This window comes from Streptomyces sp. NPDC087901, from assembly GCF_044742205.1.
Taxonomy (GTDB): Bacteria; Actinomycetota; Actinomycetes; order Streptomycetales; family Streptomycetaceae; genus Streptomyces.
Genome location: NZ_JBIUUC010000002.1, coordinates 883,787 through 902,350 on the forward strand (window position 1 = coordinate 883,787; position 18,564 = coordinate 902,350).

Sequence of the window (18,564 nt, forward strand, 5' to 3'; positions counted from 1 at the left end):
CCACCGGCACTCGGGGTCTTTCGTCCGGCTCAGCCCGCGAGCCCGGCAGGATCCGGGCGAGAGGCCCTAACCGAGAGCGGATGCCGCGGCGCCGGCGTCCTCGTCCAGTGCCCGGGTCAGCCAGCCGATCCAGAAGTTCTCCAGATCGATGCCGCCGCGCAGCACGAGATGGCGCAGCCGGTCCTCCGCGGCATCGCGCCCGGGCGGGAAGTCCCGCTCCTCGATCTCCAGATACTCCGCGAGTCGGCGCCGGTGCAGGCCGAGGTGGCGGCGCAGTTCCGCGTCGAGACCGGGCGCACCGACGACCGCTGCCGCGCGCATCCGCAACAGCAGCGGATCGCGGATCTGCTTCGGGTCCTCCGGGCGGGCCACCCAGGCGGACAGCGCCTCGCGGCCCGCGGGCAGCACCTCGTACTCCTTCTTCTGCCCCCGGGCCGGCTGGGCCGGTGCCAGTGCCCTGATCTGCCCGGCGTGCTCCAGCTTTCCCAGCTCGCGGTAGATCTGCTGGTGCGTGGCCGACCAGAAGTAGCCGATCGACCGGTCGAACCTGCGGGTCAGCTCCAGCCCCGACGAAGGCTTTTCGAGCAGGGCGGTGAGGATCGCGTGCGGGAGTGACATGGGGTGCATCCTAAGGACGGCCGCAGGGCCGGACGAGCGGTCCGGCCCTCCGGGCCCCGGTCAGAGCGAGGCGGCGAGTTCCGTGCCCTGGCGGATCGCCCGCTTGGCGTCCAGCTCGGCCGCGACGTCGGCGCCACCGATCAGATGCGCGGGGCGGCCCGCGGCGAGCAGCTCCTCGTACAGCTCCCGGCGGGGCTCCTGGCCCGCGCAGAGCACGATCGTGTCGACCGGCAGCAGATGCTGTTCGCCGTCGACCGTGACGTGGAGCCCGTCGTCGTCGATCCGGTCGTAGCCGACTCCCGCGATCATGGTGACGCCGCGGTGCCGGAGCTCGGTGCGGTGGATCCAGCCCGTCGTCTTGCCGAGACCGGCGCCCACCTTGCTCGCCTTGCGCTGGAGCAGATGTACGGTGCGCGACGACTTCGGGTGCTCGGCGGTGCCGAGTCCGCCCCGCTCGCGGTACTCGGTGTCGACGCCCCACTGCCGGAAGAACGCCTCCGGGTCCAGGCTCGCCGCGTCCCCGCCGTCGGTCAGGAACTCGGCCACGTCGAAGCCGATCCCGCCCGCGCCGACCAGCGCCACCCGGTCGCCCACCGGCGCCCCGTGCCGCAGTACGTCGAGGTAGCTGACCACGCTCGGGTGCTCCACGCCCGGGATCGCCGGTGTGCGGGGCGTGACCCCGGTCGCCAGGACGACCTCGTCGAATCCGCCGAGCTCCCCGGCGCCGACCGGGGTGCCCAGCCGGAGCTCGACCTTCTCCTCAGCCAGCCGGGTGCGGAAGTAGCGCAGCGTCTCGTTGAACTCCTCCTTGCCCGGCACCCGGCGCGCCACGTTGAGCTGGCCGCCGATCTCGTCGGCCGCGTCGAAGAGCGTCACCTCGTGACCGCGCTCGGCGGCCGTCACGGCGCAGGCGAGTCCGGCCGGACCGGCACCGACGACCGCGACGCGCTTACGGGTGCGCGTCGGCGACAGGACGAGTTCCGTCTCGTGGCAGGCGCGCGGGTTGACCAGGCAGGAGGTGACCTGGCCGCTGAAGATGTGGTCCAGACAGGCCTGGTTGCAGCCGATGCAGGTGTTGATCGCGTCCGCGCGGCCCTCGCTCGCCTTCGCGACGAAGTCCGGGTCCGCGAGGAACGGCCGGGCCATCGACACCATGTCCGCGCGGCCCGCCGCCAGGATCTGCTCGGCGACCTCGGGGGTGTTGATGCGGTTGCTCGTCACCAGCGGTACGGAGACCGCGCCGCGCACCTTCTCGGTGACCCAGGTGAAGGCGCCGCGCGGAACCGACGTCGCGATGGTGGGGATACGGGCCTCGTGCCAGCCGATACCGGTGTTGATGATGGTCGCCCCGGCCGCCTCGATCTCCCGGGCGAGCTGCACGACCTCCTCCAGCGAGGACCCGCCGGGCACCAGGTCCAGCATCGAGAGCCGGTAGATCAGGATGAAGTCGCTGCCGACGCGCTCACGGACCCGGCGCACGATCTCGACGGGGAAGCGGATGCGGTTCTCGTACGAGCCGCCCCAGCGGTCCTCGCGGTGATTGGTCGCGGAGGCGATGAACTCGTTGATCAGGTACCCCTCGGAGCCCATGATCTCGACGCCGTCGTACCCCGCGCTCTGTGCCAGCGCGGCCGCGGTGACGAAGTCCTCGATGGTCGACTCGACCTCGGCGTCGGTCAGGGCATGCGGGACGAACCCACTGATCGGCGCCTGGATCGCGCTCGGCGCCACCAGGCCGGGGTGGTGCGCGTAGCGCCCGAAGTGCAGGATCTGCATGGCGATCCGGCCGCCCGCCGCGTGCACGGCCGACGTCACCCGGGCGTGCTGTGCCGCCTCCGCCTCGGTGGTCATCTTGGCGCCGCCGGGGAACGTGCAGCCGGCGTCGTTCGGCGCTATGCCACCGGTGACCATGAGGCCCACCCCGCCGCGGGCGCGGGCGGCGTAGAAGGCGGCCATGCGCTCGAAGCCGTTCTCGACCTCTTCCAGGCCGATGTGCATCGACCCCATCAGCACCCGGTTGGGGAGGGTGGTGAACCCGAGGTCGAGCGGGTTCAGCAGGTGCGGGTACGGGCTCATGCGGCGGCTCCTCGCGCAGTGTCGGTACGCCAGTTCTAGAGCACCGAAACGCCATTGTGCAACAAGTTGCACAATGGCGTTCGTCGCACTGTGTCACGGGTCACGTGCCGCCCGGGCGTCCTCGGACGGCGTAACAACGGGAACCGTCGGGATGCCAGGGCGCGGAGAGTGGTTCCGTACCGCACCCGGGCCCCCGTCTTCCGGCCGGGCCCCCGAACTCTCCCGGAGACCCCCATGGGCAGCGTCAACCGTCGTGACCTCGGCCTGCTTGTCCTTCGTGTCGGCACCGGCGCGGTGCTGGCCGCGCACGGCAGCCAGAAGCTCGCCGGCTGGTTCGGCGGCGGAGGCATCGAGGGAACCACCGCGGCGATGGAGGCCATGGGCTTCCATCCGCCGAAACACAGCGCCGTCGCCGCAGGTCTCGGCGAGGCCGGCGGCGGCGTCCTGCTGGCCCTGGGCCTGGCCACCCCGGCGGCCGGAGCCGCTGCCGCAGGCGCCATGGCGGGTGCAGTGGCCGTACACGCCCCCGCGGGATTCTTCGCGCAGGGCGGTGGCTACGAATACCCCGCCTTCCTCGGCTTCACCGCGGCCGCGATCGGCCTGACCGGCCCCGGCCGCTACTCCGTGGACCACGCCACCCGGCATGCGTTCAACCAGCCGTGGATGGTCGCCCTGGCCTTCGTTGGCAGTGCCGCGGCAGCAGCCGCCGTCGTCGGTAAAAGGGCCAAGGGACAGACCGCGGAGCCGGAGGAGTTTTGAGCGGAACTCGTCCCGGAGCGCGGGAGGGTGGCGGGCGCCGGTCCCGTGCGTGGGGCCGAGCCCGCCCGGGGCCGAGCCCGCCCGAGGCGGGCCGGGACTGCAGCGGGAGGAAGGGTCGGGGTGCACCCCGACCGGTGCGGCGGTCCTGGTCCCGGGATTCCGGGCACAGGGCGTAGCGGAACGGCCGCGGACCCCGGTGCCGGCACGCCGGGGTCCGCTCGCTCGTCTCCGGTGCCCGCTCAGCGCGGAGACCGCAGGCGGCCTCCCTTCGCCGCGGCGATCAGTTCGGGGACCGTGCCGAACTTGATCCGGGGCCTGCCCTGTTCGCGGCCGCGCGCCTGTTCGGCGCGGTCGATGGCGGCCAGCCCCCGTGCGTCGACGACCTGGCGGCCGCGGCTCCGGGCGAGACGCCGGAACGCCTTGGCCGGGTGCGCGGGCGAGGGCAGGACGCCCGCGACGGCGTCGGCCAGGAGGGTGCCGACCGTCTCTGCGGAGCAGGTGCGGTTGGCGCCGATGCCGCCCGACGGGCCACGTTTGATCCAGCCGGTGACGTAGCTGCCGGGCATGCCCGCCACCCGGCCGCCCTCGTGCGGCACGGTGCCGGTCGCCTCGTCGAAGGGCAGGCCCGGAACCGGCAGCCCCCGGTAGCCGATGGCCCGCAGGAACAGGCCCGCGGGTATCTCCCGGTCGCCCGCGCCGGCTGACACCCGCACGGCCTCGACCCCGTCCTGCCCCAGCACTTCCACGGGTGCGGAGTGGAATCGGAAGACGATACGGCGCCCCTGCGGCGGGGGCTGCGACCAGTCGACCGTCTCCCGGGGCAGCCCCCGCAGCACGGCGGCCTTCTCGCCCGCCGCCGCCTCGTCGAGTGCCGAACCGGTACGCGGGTCGTGGGCGTCGACCACCAGGTCAACGCCCGGAAGATGCTTGAGGGCGAGCAGTTCGGAGACGGTGCAGGCAGTGTCGTCGGGGCCGCGCCGCCCGAGCAGGACGACCTCGCGCACTGCCGAGTCCCGCAGAGCGGCCAGCGCATGGCCGGCGATGTCGGTGCGCGCCAGCGCGGCAGGGTCCGTGACGAGGATGCGTGCCACGTCCAGTGCGACGTTGCCGTTGCCGGCGACGATCACCCGCTCCGCGGACAGTCCGACGGACTCCGGCGCGACCTCCGGGTGAGCGTTGTACCAGGACACGAACGACGTGGCCGGGATGCTGCCGGGCAGATCCTCACCCGGGATGCCGAGCCTGCGGGCGGTGGAGGCGCCGACCGCGTAGATCACCGCGTCGTGATGAGCGGCGAGCTCCACCGCTGTGAGGTCCCTGCCCACCTCGACGCCCAGGAACATCCGTACCCGGGGGTGGGAGTGGAACCGCGCGAAGGCCTCGCCGACCCCTTTCGTCGCGGGGTGGTCGGGCGCCACGCCGTACCGGACGAGGCCACCCGCCACCGGCAGCCGGTCGATCAAGGTCACCTCGGCATTGGTGTGCAGCAGCAGGTCCTCGGCCGCGTACATCCCGGCCGGCCCGGTGCCGACGACCGCCACCCGTATCGGCGCGAAGTCCGACGGCAGGCTGCGTGGGTACGTCGGCTCGCCCCAGGCATGGAAGTTCGGCCCGGCGGCCGGCTCCGGCTCCCGGTCCGCGTAGTACGCCGCGTTGATGCCGGCGTACTCCTGCTGCGCCCCGGACAGGCTGTCCACCGGGAAGACCGCGTCGACCGGACAGGCATCGGCGCAGGCGCCGCAGTCGATGCAGGTCGCCGGGTCGACGTAGAGCATCTCCGTGCTGCCGAAGGCCTGCTCCTCGGGCGTGGGATGGATGCAGTTGACGGGACACACGGCGACACAGGTGGCGTCGCTGCAGCAGGTCTGGGTGATGGCGTAGGTCATCGCGTCAGCTCGGGCTCTCGGCTCGGATCAGATCAGGTGGGCGCGCTTGTAGAAGAACAGGGCAGGCTTCGTGAGGAGCCGGGCCGAGGCCAGGAACTCCATCAGGCCCGAACAGCTGGCACGCATCAGGGACTTGTGGTGTTCGTTGGCCCTGGCCTCGGCGCGGGCGCGCTCGCCGTCCAGCCCCGCGTTCGCGTAGACGTCCCGGTTCACCATGCTGGTGACGATGCAGTACGAGGCGATGGCGACCACGAACGAGTTGATGTGGCGGCGCAACGTGCCCGCGGCGCGCAGCCGTTTGCGGGTCTCGTCGCGGGCGAACTTCATGTGCCGCGACTCCTCCACCACATGGATGTTGTTGATCGTCCGCACGAACGGCGCGACCCGCTCGTCGCGCATCCAGTCGCGCTGCATCACGTCGAGCACCTCCTCCGCCACGAGGATCGCCGCGTACGCGGCCTCGCCGAAGGCCAGTGTCTTGAAGGCGCGGCCCAGTTCGATCACCGGACGGCGCGGGCGGTAGGCCGGTGCGCCCAGTTTCGCGGCGCCGCGGGCGAACATGATGGAGTGGCGGCACTCGTCGGCGACCTCGGTGAGTGCCCATTGGAAGCGCGGGTCGGTGGGGTCCTTGGCGTACATGTCGCGCAGCACCATCTGCTGGAGGATCATCTCGAACCAGATGCCGGTGCTGGCGACGGAAGCGGCTTCCTGGCGTGTCAGGGCCTTGCGCTGTGGCTCGGTCAACTCCTGCCAGTACGCGGTGCCGTAGAGGGTGCTCCACTCCGGACTCGCGCCGTGGTGCTCTGTGTCGAGGGGAGTGTCCCAGTCCACTTCGGTGACCGGGTCGTACGAAAGCTTCGCGGCCGAATCGAGCAGGCGTCGGGCGACGTCCTGCTCGATGAGTCGGTCCTGGTCCTCCGGCCGAACGGTGCTGCTTGCCATGCTGCGGCTCCTTGAATCGAGAACGGGTCGATCCGACGGCTGCCCGGCCTGTTCTCCCATCCCGTGTCCGCCCGATGAGATCGACGGCCGCCGAGCGTCGCCCCGGCTTGTTAGACGTCGCGTCTAGCAAGCTGTTGGACGGAAGGTATAGCAAGAGGGTCGTGCAGGCCTACCCCCGAGCGAGGAATCCCCGCGATCCCTTCACCGGACGAGGTGCTCCCGGGTCGCGAGAGGCTCTTGTCGCCCGGGCCCGCACCAGGAGATCATGGTGACCGCGCCGCGGCGCCCGGCTCCTGGCCGTCACCCGGGGCGGACGCCGGACCGGCCCTGCTCCTGGAGAGTCATGGCTATCGCTGTCGTCTACTTCGTCGTCGCCCTGGCCGCCGCCGTGACGTTCGGCGGGACCCTGGACCGGCAGCTCCAGGGGCCGCGACTGCGGGCCGCCTGGGACGGCCTCACGGCCGAGGCGCGGTGTACGGGGGTGCGTACGGAGGAGATCACGGACGTCGAGGGCGTGCAGATGGTGGTCTCCCACGCCACGCCGGAATTCCGTACGGCGGACGGCCGCACCGTCACCTTCGAGGAGCGCCAGGCCCAACTCGACGTAAAACCCGGCGGGTTCGTGACGGTGCACTACGGCGAGCGCGATCCGGATTCCGCGACAGCCCGCACACCGTCCTTTGTGCCGCGCCACATCAGGGCGCTCGTCACGGGGGTGGGTGGCGTCCTTGCCCTGGCGACGGCGGCGGTGCTGGCCGCGGTGGTCTGAGGGGCGCGACAGCCGTGCGTCAGGCCGCCTCGCGGCCGGGATGCATCCGCAAATCGTGCGGAGGCCGGCCGAACCGATCGTGTGCGGGGAGACCGCCTCGTCCTCGACGCCCCAGATGAGGGCGCAGGGCGTCGGTGCGCGTACCCGGCCTCGTGTGGAGGCCGAGTCGGTCGCGACACACAGCGGCGCGGCCCGTGCCACCTGGCACGGGCCGCGCCGTCGGCGGTTGTTACCGGTTCCGGTCGGGGTGTCAGGTGAATTCGACTCGGTGGCCGTCCGGGTCGGCGATGCTTCCGGTCCTGGACATGTCGTGGCCGCGGAAGGGCTCTTCGGCGTACTCGACGCCGACCTCGAGATGCGTGAGGAGGGTCTTTGGCGTACGTGTCGTGCAGCACCGTCTGCTGGAGGATCACCTCGAACCGGATGCCGGTGCCGGCGACGGAGGCGGCTTCCTGGAGTGTCAGTGGCGAAGGTCCAGCCGGTGCCCGCCCGGCTGTCGGCGGCGCTTGGCGCCTGCACGCAGGGCCTGACGTCACCTCAGCCAAGCCCAGGCAGGTGGTCGCCGACGATGCGGTGGCTGTCGTACGGTCGGGCCTCGATCCAGCGGCCGCACTCCGCTGACCCCAGGCTCGGGCAACCGTCCGCGGTCCTGTCCGGCAGATCGGGGACGGCTGCCGGACAAGGAAGCTTTCAACCAATCTGGTTGCGTGGTCTACCAGCGTGCGCGGGTCTAAGCTGATGAGGGGGACGCGGCCGCAGGCGATGGGAGCAGGAGCCATGAGCGGCAGGCAGAGCTTCAGCGCCTTCGAAACGTGCACGGCGGTCCTCGACGGGAAACGTGCGGCGGAGTTTGCCCACACCTCCTCTCTCTTGCGGACCGACGGCAGGTTCATCCAGGTGCTGACGGAGAATCAGGACAGGATCTTCGTCGAGACTGCCGCTCGGCGGAACGGGCCATGTGCCCCACATCCTCGTCCAGGCCGGCCCGACGCGGTCAGCGGGGCACGGCTCCCGTCACCGGTCGCATGCGCTTCCACAGCGCCGACCTGGCCGAGACGGAGACCGAGGCCACGCTCTTCGGCGTAATCGCCTACGCCACAGTCATCCGCGGCGCCGCGGCCGACAGCTGCCCTGTCTGTGCGACGGCGCCGATCACCGAGGGGCGGGCTGCCAGGAGGTGTCGATCCATGTGCGCAGAGGAGCACATCATGGGCCGGAACGAGGAACGCAGGCACAGGAACGACCCGGGCCCGCAGCCCGGCCTGCCCCTGAGGCTGGTACCCGGGGTCGGTGAGCACAGGGGCGCCGACGGTGTCCTGCGCAGGTATCTCGATCCGGGCGCGACCCTCTTCCGTGCGCCAACCGCCCGCAGGGCCGTCAACACCTTCGTACGAGAGCGTGCGAAGGATCTCGGGACGGAGGGCGCGGACCTCCGTGAGGTCGCCCACGACCAGGACACGGAGACGCTGAACGTCCGCTATCAGCAGTTCCACCAGGACGTCCCCATCCTGGGGGCCACGCTCCAGATGGTGGCCGACACCGGGCAGGCGGCTGTCGTTCAGGTCGAGAACGCGACGGAACTCGACGTCTCCGACGCCCCGGACGTGAGCGAGGCCCAGGACCTCGACATCGTCGAGAGGAGCGCGCTCGCGCCCTTCGGCAAGGGGTACGAGGCCGCTGCCGTCGTCCGCGACAACCTGGTCTACCTGCGGGACACATCCAGGCCCCCACTGCCGGAGGCTGACAGCCCCTCCGCCTCGGTCGCGCTCCTGAGACAGGGGAAGAGGCGCTCGGACGGCAAGCTGCACCTCGTCCACGACCTCATCGTCGAGACCAGCGGGCCCTTCGAACACTTCCGGGTCGTCGTCGACGCCGTAGGCGGGGAGCTGCTCTGGATCGAGGGCGCGGGAAAGTACGTGACGGCGACAGTCAAGGTCTACCTGCCCGACCCCGTGACGGAGTCGAACGACGGCTCGCTCAGCTCCCTGTCGGACGACGACAAGCTGAAGCCGTTCGCCCATGAGGTCCAGACGGAGATCGCCCCGGCCGACAGCGACGGGAAGTTCCACCTCGAGGGGGAGTGGTGCCGCTGCAACGACTGGGATGCCCCCGAGTTCAAGCAGCCGGAATCGGACTCGCCCACCTTCGTGTTCGACACCCACCCCAAGGACGAGGCGTTCCTCAGTGCCAACGCCTACTACTGGACCGACTCCTTCGCCCGCTATCTCCGCAGCCTGGGCAACGCTGCGCTCAACGCCCGCATGGTCCAGGTCGAGGTCGACCCGCAGGGAGCCAAGAGCACCGACAAGAGCGAGTGGATCGGCACGACGACACCCCCGCGGATGCGCTTCGACATGAAGTTCGTGCCCGGGGCCGCCGACCTCGGCGTCATCGTGCACGAGTACACGCACGGGGTCGTGCAATGGCTCCGGACCGGCGCGACGGGCCCCCTGGAGTACGAGCACAGCATCTGCGACGCCATGGCCGGCATCTACCGGGACCGGTTCAATCCCGCAGGGAACCGCAGGACCGAGACGTTCCCCTTCGACAACAACCTGCAGGACGAGTGGAGCCAGGGCCGCCGGCTCGACCTGACGCAGCGCTTCGACGACGCGGATTTCGGCGACTACACCGCCGACCTGCGTGCTTCCATGCTGGCTTCGGCCCTGTGGCAGTGCTACCTCGGCATGGGTGGGAAGTCGAAGGACGGTGTCGTGCGGCAGAAGGCCGCCGACAAGATGATCAAGACCATGCTGGCGATGGTGCCGCGCCTGGGGGCGGACACCACACAGAGCAAGAAGAACGCTGTCCACCTGGCCGAGACGCTCATCGCCTCGGACGTCACGGTCAACGGCGGTCTGCACCGCAACGTGATGAGCGACGCGTTCGTCCGTCAGGGACTCTTCGCGAAGCCCGACGTCGACGTTTTCATCGCGGACAGGCCGGGGGACACCGGCCTCGTGCCGAGCGGCGGTGACGCGGACCCGTTCTGGACGTCCCCCGACATCTGGGTCCGCAACGGGATCGGCCCCGGGGACGACCCTGAGGCAGGGCACCAGGAACCCATCATGAATCGGCCGAACTACCTGTACGTGCGCGTGCACAACCGCGGGACCGCCGAGGCCCAGCCGGACAGGTTCACGGTCGAGACACGCCGGTGCGACCCGGGCACCGGCATGACGTGGCCCAACCATTTCAAGATCATCAGTTCGGAGATGATCCACGTGCCGATCCCACCCGGCGGATCGGTACGCGTAGGACCCTTCCCCTGGACACCGACCATCCCCGATCACGAATGCCTGATCGCGTTCGTGACCGGTGTGGACGACCCCGCAGTCCTCGCGACCTCGGGTACGCCGGTGGCACACGACCGCCTCGTACGCTTCGACAACAACGTGGGCCAGCGCAACGTGTACCCGCAGAAGTCCGTCCTCGGCGGCCAGACCAACATGACCATCGCGCTCCGGGGAGCGCCGACGGCGACGGACGGCGCGTGGGAGCTGGACGCCACGGCCATGCCGCCGGACACCCGGATCACCATCCGGACCCTGAGCCGTATCGTCGAGCCCTCCACCCTCAGCAACGTCGATGTGACGGAGACCGGGCAGGTGCGCTCCACGCTGCAGATGTCGGGAGGCAACACGGCGGTCGTCGACGGCTTCCGGCTCGACGCCAACGACGAGGTGTCGGCCGACCTCACCATTGACTTCGCCCACGAGGCCGTGCACCTCAAGAACTACGACTTCATCGTCACGCAGGTCCAGGACCATGAGGTAGCCGGACGCATCACGATCGAGATCACCGCCGTCAAGGACCTGCACGAGTGGTTCTTCGGCAACCCGAAGAGCGGCGAGGTGCACATCGATACCTGTCCCTTCTGGGATCAGATCAGCCCGGCGAACAAGAAGCCGTACGCGCGCATAGAGGAGGCTCTGGTCCGCGGCTTCAACGGCTGCGCCTACTGCCTCCCCCAGTTCAACACCGGGTGAATCAGGCGGAGTCCAGGGCTTCCATGCCAGAAATGGCCCGATCCCCTTCGCGGGGTACGCTGGAAACAGGTGATGACGAGATGTCAGCGACGATTCCCTTCGCGGACGGTCTGATGCTCCGGTACCTGCAGCCGGAGAACGTGAAGACGTTGCTGCTTCCCGCCACCGACCCGGAGCACGAGCGGGTGCGGTCGCTGTTGGTCTCCGCCTACGACCCGTCCTTCCTCGACATCAGGTCGGTGGAATCCGTCGATGTCGTCCACAGGGAGTTCCAGACCGCCGTCCACGCCTCGATCGCCGTCCACGGTTCGTGGGACAAGTCGGTCCCCATGACCGAACAGGCCCGGGCCACCGTCGAGATACCGGCGACACCCCCGGTGTACTGGATCGATATGTCGTTGGAGACCGTGATCGCGGTGAAGGCGGCGCCGGCCGGCAGCGTCCTCGCCTCCGTGGACGCGGAAGCATGGGCGGCAGCCGACGGTGCCGGGGCGCGGAGGGACGAGTTTGAGCGGCGCTACCAGCTCGAGTACGCGGATCCCCCCTCTTTCGATCCGGCAGCGCCGGCCCGCAGGCTTCCCTTGCGGGTGTCGACGCTCTTCTTCGACCGCCTCGACCTCGCCGACGCGCTGCGCCGGCTCAGTCAGGCCAAGCGGGCGGTCGACGCGGCGAGCCCGCAGCCCGAGGTCCACGACGGCGGCACCATGCTCGCCTCCAGCGCGTGGCTGGCGGTCTTCCCCGCCACCACGACTGACGAACCGTCACAGATGACCGAGCAACTGGTCGGCGATCTGCTGGCGACCCAGGGATTCGTCGCCGCCTTCGAGACGGCGCCCTGAAGTCCGGCGGGAACCGGCAGCGCCTCGTCCTCGAAGACCGGGCGCGCACACGGTGAGGAGCAGTCGATGCCATTCAACTACGTCACTGTCAAAGCGAGCAGTGATCTCTTCACGCCCGCCACCAGAGCCTTCGGGGACATCCTTGTCATCGGCAAGGGAGCTATCGGGAGCGCGGGTTCGTCCGCCCAGTCGTTCACGTACCCGAGCGAGGCCGTGAAGGCGTACCCGCCGGGGGCGACGAAACTGACGGACAAGGTCGAACCCCCCACCAAAACCGCTGTCGTCGCGGCGAAGTGCCCGGTCGGTACAGAGGTCGCGATCGGGAAGGGGGAAGCGGCCGTCGAGGTCCGCACGATCACGGCGGTGACCGAGGCGGGGGGCAAGTTCACCCTGACTCTCGACGCGGACCTGAAGATCGCTCACGCCGTGGACGACCCGGTGGTCGGGCAGGGCCTCAGCGACCTCGCCGCCGCGATCTCCCTGGCCTTCCGGCAGACCCCGCCCCCGACCAAGGTCTGGGGCATCGAGGTGGCCTTCGGTAATCCTGTCTGGTCCACCGCGCTCACGGCGGCCGAGGACGTCCCGGCGCAGATCCTGGTGCTTGCCAACACCCCGCTGAGCGAGCAGCCGAGCAGCAAGCACCCGGTCGAACTCCTGGCGCAGCACGTCACCGAGGTCTCCAACACCGGCGGAGACGGCAAGGAACGCATCGGGGTCGCCATGCTGGACCAGACGCTGACGCAGGCCAAGCAGATCGTCCTGAACAAGGGACCGATCCACGACAACCGGATGGTCCTGGTCGCCGCCCACAAGTCGGCGAAGGGCGACGTGGCCGCGGCGGTGGCCGGCGTGATCGCGGGCCACGAACCCCACATCTCCCTCCTGCTCAAGTCCGTGTCCCTGGAGATGCCCGACCTCTTCACGGCCACCGAGATCCAGACCTACTACGACAACTCGATCAACTGGGTGACGAGTCCGGTGATGCTCCCGGGCCACGGTCTCTACCTGGGTGAAGGACTCACCGCCAGCCCGAGCGGCAACAAGAAGTACATCGACATCGTGCGGACGCTCGACGACATCAGCTTCCGCATCAAGGCCGCGCTGATCGAGGCCGTCGGCGACCTCCGGATCGACCGCCCGGGCCTGCGCACGGTCGTGACGCTCGTCCAGAGCGTGCTCTCGCCGCAGGTGAATCGTGGCGTGATCGAGGACTACACCGTCCACATTCCGCTGCTCGTGCTCCTGGAACGCGAGCGCGCCACCTTGAGCGCCGACGAGCTCAAGCAGATCGGCAACGGGCGGAGCGGCCGAAGTGTCGACATGGAGGTCTCGGTCGTCTATGCGGGCGTGATCCACCAGATCGCAGTCAAACTGGTTCTCAAAGGTTAAGGAGCGATGAGATGCCCGAGGTCAAGTGGGACACCCGGTTGACGGTGATGCTCGACACCACTGTGGTCACCCCCATCGACTCCTTCAATCCCACGTTCAACAGTCCGGTGCAGCCCCTGCACTCATTGGAGGCAGACAACGTCGCCCACGTCGTCCAGCCCAAGGCGTTCACCTTCTCCATGGCGGTGAAGGCGATCGGCCCGGCGGTAGCCAAGCTCACCCAGATGGCTCTGGAGCACAAGAGCTTCAACATCGGTCTCCAGGAGGCTTCCGGAAGCGACTGGACCTTCCAGCAGATCGTGTTCAACGACTGCTTCATCACGTCCGCGGCGAGCACGATCCTCATCGACGGCGTGCCCACCACCACCTTCAACTGCGTCTGCCTGGAAGTCACCCCCACCAGCGCCTGACCGGAGTGCGGAGGACCTTATGACGCACCAGGAAGCCCAACCCGAGGAACCCGAGGGCACGTTGCCCGAGGTTGCGGGGCCGGAGCCCGTCGTGGTCTCCGGCCCGGGGGCGGACCTCCACTTCCACTTCCCGATCGAGGTGGTTCTGGTGGGAGACATCGCCGAGGAGACCCGCCAGGACCTCGTGTCGGGAATCTACGAGGCCTTGCACGAGGCCCTCAGCTGACCACCGGCCCTCGTCTTGGCTACGAGGCCTTCAGCTGAGCTCGCGGCAGGAGTGTTCACATGCCCACGATCACCTGTCATTTCCCTATCACCGTAAGGATCACGGGGACTCCTTCGCCCGCCGCTCTGGAGCGCCTGGGCGAGGTGGTCGAGGAGGCCCTGATCGCGCGCCTGCGCTTCGCGCGGGCCAGGATCGCGGCGGCGGGATACACCGAGATCGTCCCGGCCGAGGCGTCGGATCGCTCGTGGGCAGCGCCGTGAACACACCCGTCGAAGCCACACCCGGCACCGCCGTGGAGACGGCGGTACGCGGCGTGGCGTACCGGCGACTGCATCTGCCGACGTCGGTCGCGTTCACCGGGGAAGACGAACGGCCATCCTACGAAGGGTTGTTGGAATCACTGCTGCTCCGTGCGGTCGCCGACGCGATCGACAAGGACGACGAAGGCGCGGGGATCAGCAGCCCACGGACGGGGTGGCCACCGGCCGGCGACGGGGCGGCGGCCGGAACACCGGTGGAGCCCACTCCGGGCAGTTCCGGTCACCTCACCTTCGCCATGGCGGTGGCCGACACGGACGACGGCGAGGGTGAAGGGCCGGGAGAGCACGAGGGGGACAAGAAGGAAGGAAGGGGCGGAGCCGGACAGGGCGCCGGCGCGGCTGGCCGAGGCGAGAAACGAGGGGACGGTACAGAGGAGACCGCCGCACACGTCGGCGCGCCGGCGGCCGACGCACAAGAGACCTCCGACACGGCCGCCACCACGGACACGGACGACACCGAGACCGGTACGCCCACCACCGACACCGCGGCGCAGGCGCCGCCCCTCCCCGGGGCGGCCGCCCCCACCGCCACCGTCGGCACAGAGACGACGCCGGCAGCCACTCCCGCGTCGGACGGGTCCGACGAGTCGAGCGAGGCTGCCGGGACGGGCGCCGAACAGGACCCCGGCGTGACGGTGGTGACGGATCCGCAGAGCGACGTCATCCAGGGACCGAGCCCGGTCGACGGACGCGCCGTGATGGTCATCGGAGCCAGCCAGCTCGTGATGCTGGGCGAGGCGACCCGCCACGCGCGCTCCAGCAGTCTCATCCATGCGGTCCAACTGGGCGACCGCCTCTTCGGCGCCCGCTCCTTCGCCGTTCTGGAGGGGCCGCTCGGGACGTCGGGCAGCTTCTACTGGGCCGTCGCCACCGCACCCACCGTCACCGACGAGATCATCGGCAAAGAGGTGGCGAGCTGGGAGCTCGAGGGCCAGAGGATAAGCACCTTCACGGGCTTCCACGTCCTGCCCGTCGTCACCACGCTCGACGGTCACCGGTACGGGGTGAATCTGTTGTGGACCAAGGAGCGTGGCTGGGTGTGGGGGAGCGCGGAGGAGGGCAGGCGCTGGATCCAGATCAGCAAGTCGCCCCAGGAGTACTGGCTTTCGGCCAAGGAGCTGAAGGTACTCACCTTCCAGGAGCTCGACCGCCTGGTGGACGCCGGCCTCGCCGGGAGCGACGAGAGTCTGGAGAAGGCCGCCGCTCAGCTGGGTGAGATGAACGCGAAGGCATTCGCCCTGGTGGACGCGGAGACGAGAGAGAAGTACCTGGAGATCCTGGTCAAGGCGTGGACGTTCGAGGAACAGCGGCACGCGATCATCCAGATCATGATCTCGCTGGAAGGCCTGACTCAATTGCAGGCGGTCCGGGACCGCTTGATCCGGGCCGGTCTGTACGAGCAGCTCTTCGCCGACATGGGAAGCGAGCTCTGGGAGCTTCTCACGGAGGTCGGCAAGAAGTTCGGCGGCCACAAGTCCCTGACCGTAAGGGAGTTCATCGGACTCGTGGCCGAGGCACTCAACCTGACGATGCATCACGACACCGGATTGAGCCGGAACGTGGAGCAGGAGCAGACCGCCGTCGTCGACCTCAAGATGATGATCGAGTTCGAGGAAGCCATCAGGGCGGCGATGGGATTCGTCCTGGGGACGCTCGACTCCTTCAAGATCATGCTGACCCAGCCCGAGAAGATCCTCTCCGGGCTCTGGGAGCTCCACAAGCTCACGGTCACCTGCTACCTGGCCAGTTACGGTCACGCCAAGTCGACCAGGGAACTGCAGGTCCTGATCCAGAAGGTCGGTGCCACGCTCGTCGACGGTCTGCGCGGTGCCGCTCTCTTCGGGGTCGGCCCACGCGCGGCCACGAGGATCAAATGGGCCGTGATCATCGAGGCGCTCACCTGGATTTCTGAGATCCAGGCCGCAGTCGAGGCACTCGTCAAGATCGAGAAGATCGTCGCCATCCTGCGCTTTCTCAAGATGCTCAAGGTGTTCGAAGGCGAGAAGATCGCCGCACGGTTCACCCGGCTGGCCGAGGCCATGCACGCGGGCAGCGCCGTACTGAACGGACTCAAGGACGAGCACGCGGTCGCGGAGCTGCTGATCATGCTGCCCGAGGAGGACGGCGCCCGCCTCGGCGCGGTCCTGCAAGAGGTCGAGGTGCCCAAGGGCAGCAGTCTGGCAGCGCTGATGGAGCATCCACGGCTCGGCCCCGTCCTCACCGACATCCGGGGGAAGGCCGAGGTCCTGCGTGTGTTCGGCGCCAAGTCGGGCGGTCTTACGCCGGAGTTGGCGCATGCCTTCGGCCGGCTGACCGGCAAGGACGGCTTTGCGATCGCCGAGGTCCACAGAATGGCCGAGGCGCTCCAGGAGGGCGAGGGCGCTCGGTTCATCAAGATGCTGGAACAGATCGGCTTCGGCCGGATCGGGGCCCAGGCCGAGGTGAAGGCGGACCTGCTGGCGATGCTCGCCGGGGACAGCCGGCGCATGGACGCCGTTCACCAGTACGGGATCACCGTCGTGGGCCAGATGCACGCCCGCTCCGCCGGCGGAGCGGAGGCCTTCGACGCCATGATCGCGAGACTTGAGAAGATCCGTGCGAAGGACGTCGCCGACGGCAAGGCGGTGGAGTTCAGCGAACTGCTCGACAAGCTGCGCCAGGGGAAGAAGGGCGCCTGGCGGAGGGTGGACCGGCCGCTCAAGCTACCCCCTGTCAAGGCGACGGTCGCCGAACGGGCCCCGGTACTGCAGCGGATCAAGGAACTGCGCAAGCGGTTCCCGAAGAACAAGGTCAAGAACCCGAAGGCGATGGGGAACGCGCTGCAGCAGATCGCGCGGATGTCCGAGACCGACCCCGCGAAGGCTATGGAGCACCTGGAGAAGTTCGAGGACCTGCTGAAAGCCGAGCACACGACCGAGGGCCACGTCGCCGACATCTTCGCGGAGGCGGAGACGAAGGCGAGCCGTGAGGCCAAGGCCCTGCACCACGAGCCCGGCGAAGCCCCGGCGGAGCAGCTGGGCGCCCGCGACAAGCTCAAGTCGAAGACCGGGGAGGCCGGGTCGGAGTCGCACGAGCTGACGGAGTCCATGGAGGCCATCGGCCAGCACAAGGCGTACGGGGAGGACGCGCACCACATCGCGCCGGCGTCGGACCGTCGCGCCGAGCCGGTGAGGGACATCCTCGAATGGGCGGGTGTCAATCCCGATGACGACCCGCTGAACGGCATCTACCTGCCCAAGACTTCCACGGACCCGAAGATCATCGCTCAGGCCGGGACACGTCATCAGGTGCTGCACACGGACAACTACTACAAGGAGATCACGAGGCGACTGGTCGAGGCCAGGAAGCAGAGCGGGGAGGCCGGCGTGATCCACGAGATGTCCAGGATCAAGGAGGACCTCATCCACGGGTGGCATCCTCCCCCCGCCACGGGTGCGGGCCATGAGAACTTCGCCCAGTGGTTCGAAGGCTACAAGCACAACCTGGAGTGGCTGACCGACGCGGAGCAGTTGGAGCTGCTCGAGAAGGTGAAGGCCCCACCGCGTAGGAAGAGGGCGCCACGGGCGCTCCGGAAGGCAAGCCCGAAGACGACGGGCCCCGGGCCGGCCCCGAAGCCTCAGCCCCCGGCGAAGGCGAAGGCCAAGCCCAAGGCCGAGGTGAAGCCCGCAGCGGAGGCCAAGCCCACGGCCGAGGTCAAGCCCGCGTCCGAGCAGAAGCCCAAGGCCGAGGCGAAGGGCCTGTCCGAGGTGAAGCCCGCGCCCGAGACCAAGCCCAAGGCCGATGCCAAGCCGAAGGCCGAGCCCAAGGGCAAGCCCAAGCCCAAGGCCAAATCCGAGGCCACACCCAAGCGCAAGACAAAGCCCAAGACCAAAGGCACGCGGCCGGAGGTCAAACCCGAGGCCAAGCCCGAGGCCAAGCCCGAGGTCAAGCCCGAGGTCAAGCCCGAGGCCAAGCCCGAGGTCAAACCCGAGTCTGCGACCACCGCCGAGACCGCGACCGAGCACCTCCCCGAGGCGGAGGTGCACAAGAGGGTGGCCACCGAGGCTCAGCCCGCAGAGTCGTCCGTAGACGCCCCCCGCATTCGCGTCGAGCCCGAACCCTGTATCCGCGTGGGCACCGAACCTCGTATCCGCGTCGAGCCCGAACCCCGCATTCGTGTGGAGCCCGAGCCGCGCATTCGTGTGGAGCCGGAACCCCGCACACGCGTCGACGTGGGTACCGAAGACGTGCTGGGAGAACCGCTGTACGACGTCGTCGATGACCCGCCGAAGCCGACGCGGAAGAAGAAGCGGGCGAACAAGCAAGGAGGCCGGAGAGATGACCAGGGAAAGTAGGCGCGGA

At 69.2% G+C, this 18,564-nt stretch carries 13 protein-coding genes; 9 read left to right on the forward strand and 4 right to left on the reverse strand.

Annotated features, from left to right (window positions below; genetic code table 11):
* Positions 1-66: 66 nt before the first annotated feature.
* Both ACIOEW_RS09340 and ACIOEW_RS09345 read right to left on the reverse strand, forming a co-directional pair.
* Positions 67-618, reverse strand: coding sequence for a PadR family transcriptional regulator (locus tag ACIOEW_RS09340; RefSeq protein WP_401962863.1), 552 nt, complete (start codon positions 616-618; stop codon positions 67-69).
* A gap of 60 nt (positions 619-678) precedes the next feature.
* On the reverse strand, positions 679-2,694 hold the full coding sequence (locus tag ACIOEW_RS09345) for an FAD-dependent oxidoreductase (RefSeq protein WP_401962866.1): 2,016 nt from the start codon (positions 2,692-2,694) through the stop codon (positions 679-681).
* Positions 2,695-2,928: 234 nt separating this feature from the next.
* Here ACIOEW_RS09345 and ACIOEW_RS09350 point away from each other — a divergent pair, with 234 nt between their 5' ends.
* Positions 2,929-3,453 carry a DoxX family protein gene (locus tag ACIOEW_RS09350; protein ID WP_401962868.1) on the forward strand — a complete coding sequence of 175 codons (525 nt, stop codon included), beginning with the start codon at positions 2,929-2,931 and terminating at the stop codon, positions 3,451-3,453.
* Between the two features lie 239 nt (positions 3,454-3,692).
* Here ACIOEW_RS09350 and ACIOEW_RS09355 read toward each other — a convergent pair whose 3' ends face one another.
* Together ACIOEW_RS09355 and ACIOEW_RS09360 are read right to left on the reverse strand one after the other, a co-directional pair.
* Positions 3,693-5,339 carry an FAD-dependent oxidoreductase gene (locus tag ACIOEW_RS09355; protein WP_401962871.1) on the reverse strand — a complete coding sequence of 549 codons (1,647 nt, stop codon included), beginning with the start codon at positions 5,337-5,339 and terminating at the stop codon, positions 3,693-3,695.
* A 27-nt stretch (positions 5,340-5,366) separates the two neighbouring features.
* Positions 5,367-6,281, reverse strand: coding sequence for a diiron oxygenase (locus ACIOEW_RS09360; protein WP_401962874.1), 915 nt, complete (start codon positions 6,279-6,281; stop codon positions 5,367-5,369).
* A gap of 343 nt (positions 6,282-6,624) precedes the next feature.
* Between ACIOEW_RS09360 and ACIOEW_RS09365 the strand changes: the two genes are divergently transcribed.
* From ACIOEW_RS09365 to ACIOEW_RS09400, 8 genes are all read left to right on the forward strand, one after another.
* On the forward strand, positions 6,625-7,050 hold the full coding sequence (locus ACIOEW_RS09365) for a DUF3592 domain-containing protein (RefSeq protein WP_401962877.1): 426 nt from the start codon (positions 6,625-6,627) through the stop codon (positions 7,048-7,050).
* A gap of 1,025 nt (positions 7,051-8,075) precedes the next feature.
* Positions 8,076-11,039, forward strand: a complete 2,964-nt coding sequence (locus tag ACIOEW_RS09370) for a hypothetical protein (protein WP_401962880.1) — start codon at positions 8,076-8,078, stop codon at positions 11,037-11,039.
* Positions 11,040-11,119: 80 nt separating this feature from the next.
* Positions 11,120-11,878 (forward strand): hypothetical protein, encoded by a 759-nt coding sequence (locus ACIOEW_RS09375; protein WP_401962883.1) that lies wholly within the window; start codon positions 11,120-11,122, stop codon positions 11,876-11,878.
* Between the two features lie 66 nt (positions 11,879-11,944).
* A complete protein-coding gene (locus ACIOEW_RS09380; RefSeq protein ID WP_401962886.1) occupies positions 11,945-13,267 on the forward strand; it encodes a hypothetical protein in 1,323 nt (440 codons plus the stop codon).
* 11 nt (positions 13,268-13,278) lie between these two features.
* Positions 13,279-13,677: a hypothetical protein gene (locus ACIOEW_RS09385; RefSeq protein ID WP_362554877.1), complete on the forward strand. Its 399-nt coding sequence runs from the start codon at positions 13,279-13,281 to the stop codon at positions 13,675-13,677.
* 19 nt (positions 13,678-13,696) lie between these two features.
* Positions 13,697-13,903, forward strand: a complete 207-nt coding sequence (locus tag ACIOEW_RS09390; protein WP_362554879.1) for a hypothetical protein — start codon at positions 13,697-13,699, stop codon at positions 13,901-13,903.
* Positions 13,904-13,962: 59 nt separating this feature from the next.
* The gene (locus ACIOEW_RS09395; protein ID WP_362554881.1) at positions 13,963-14,163 is read left to right on the forward strand and encodes a hypothetical protein; all 201 of its coding nucleotides are present in this window, start codon (positions 13,963-13,965) and stop codon (positions 14,161-14,163) included.
* Positions 14,148-18,557, forward strand: a complete 4,410-nt coding sequence (locus ACIOEW_RS09400) for an AHH domain-containing protein (protein WP_401962889.1) — start codon at positions 14,148-14,150, stop codon at positions 18,555-18,557. Before ACIOEW_RS09395 ends, ACIOEW_RS09400 begins: the two co-directional genes overlap by 16 nt.
* Positions 18,558-18,564: the final 7 nt, after the last annotated feature.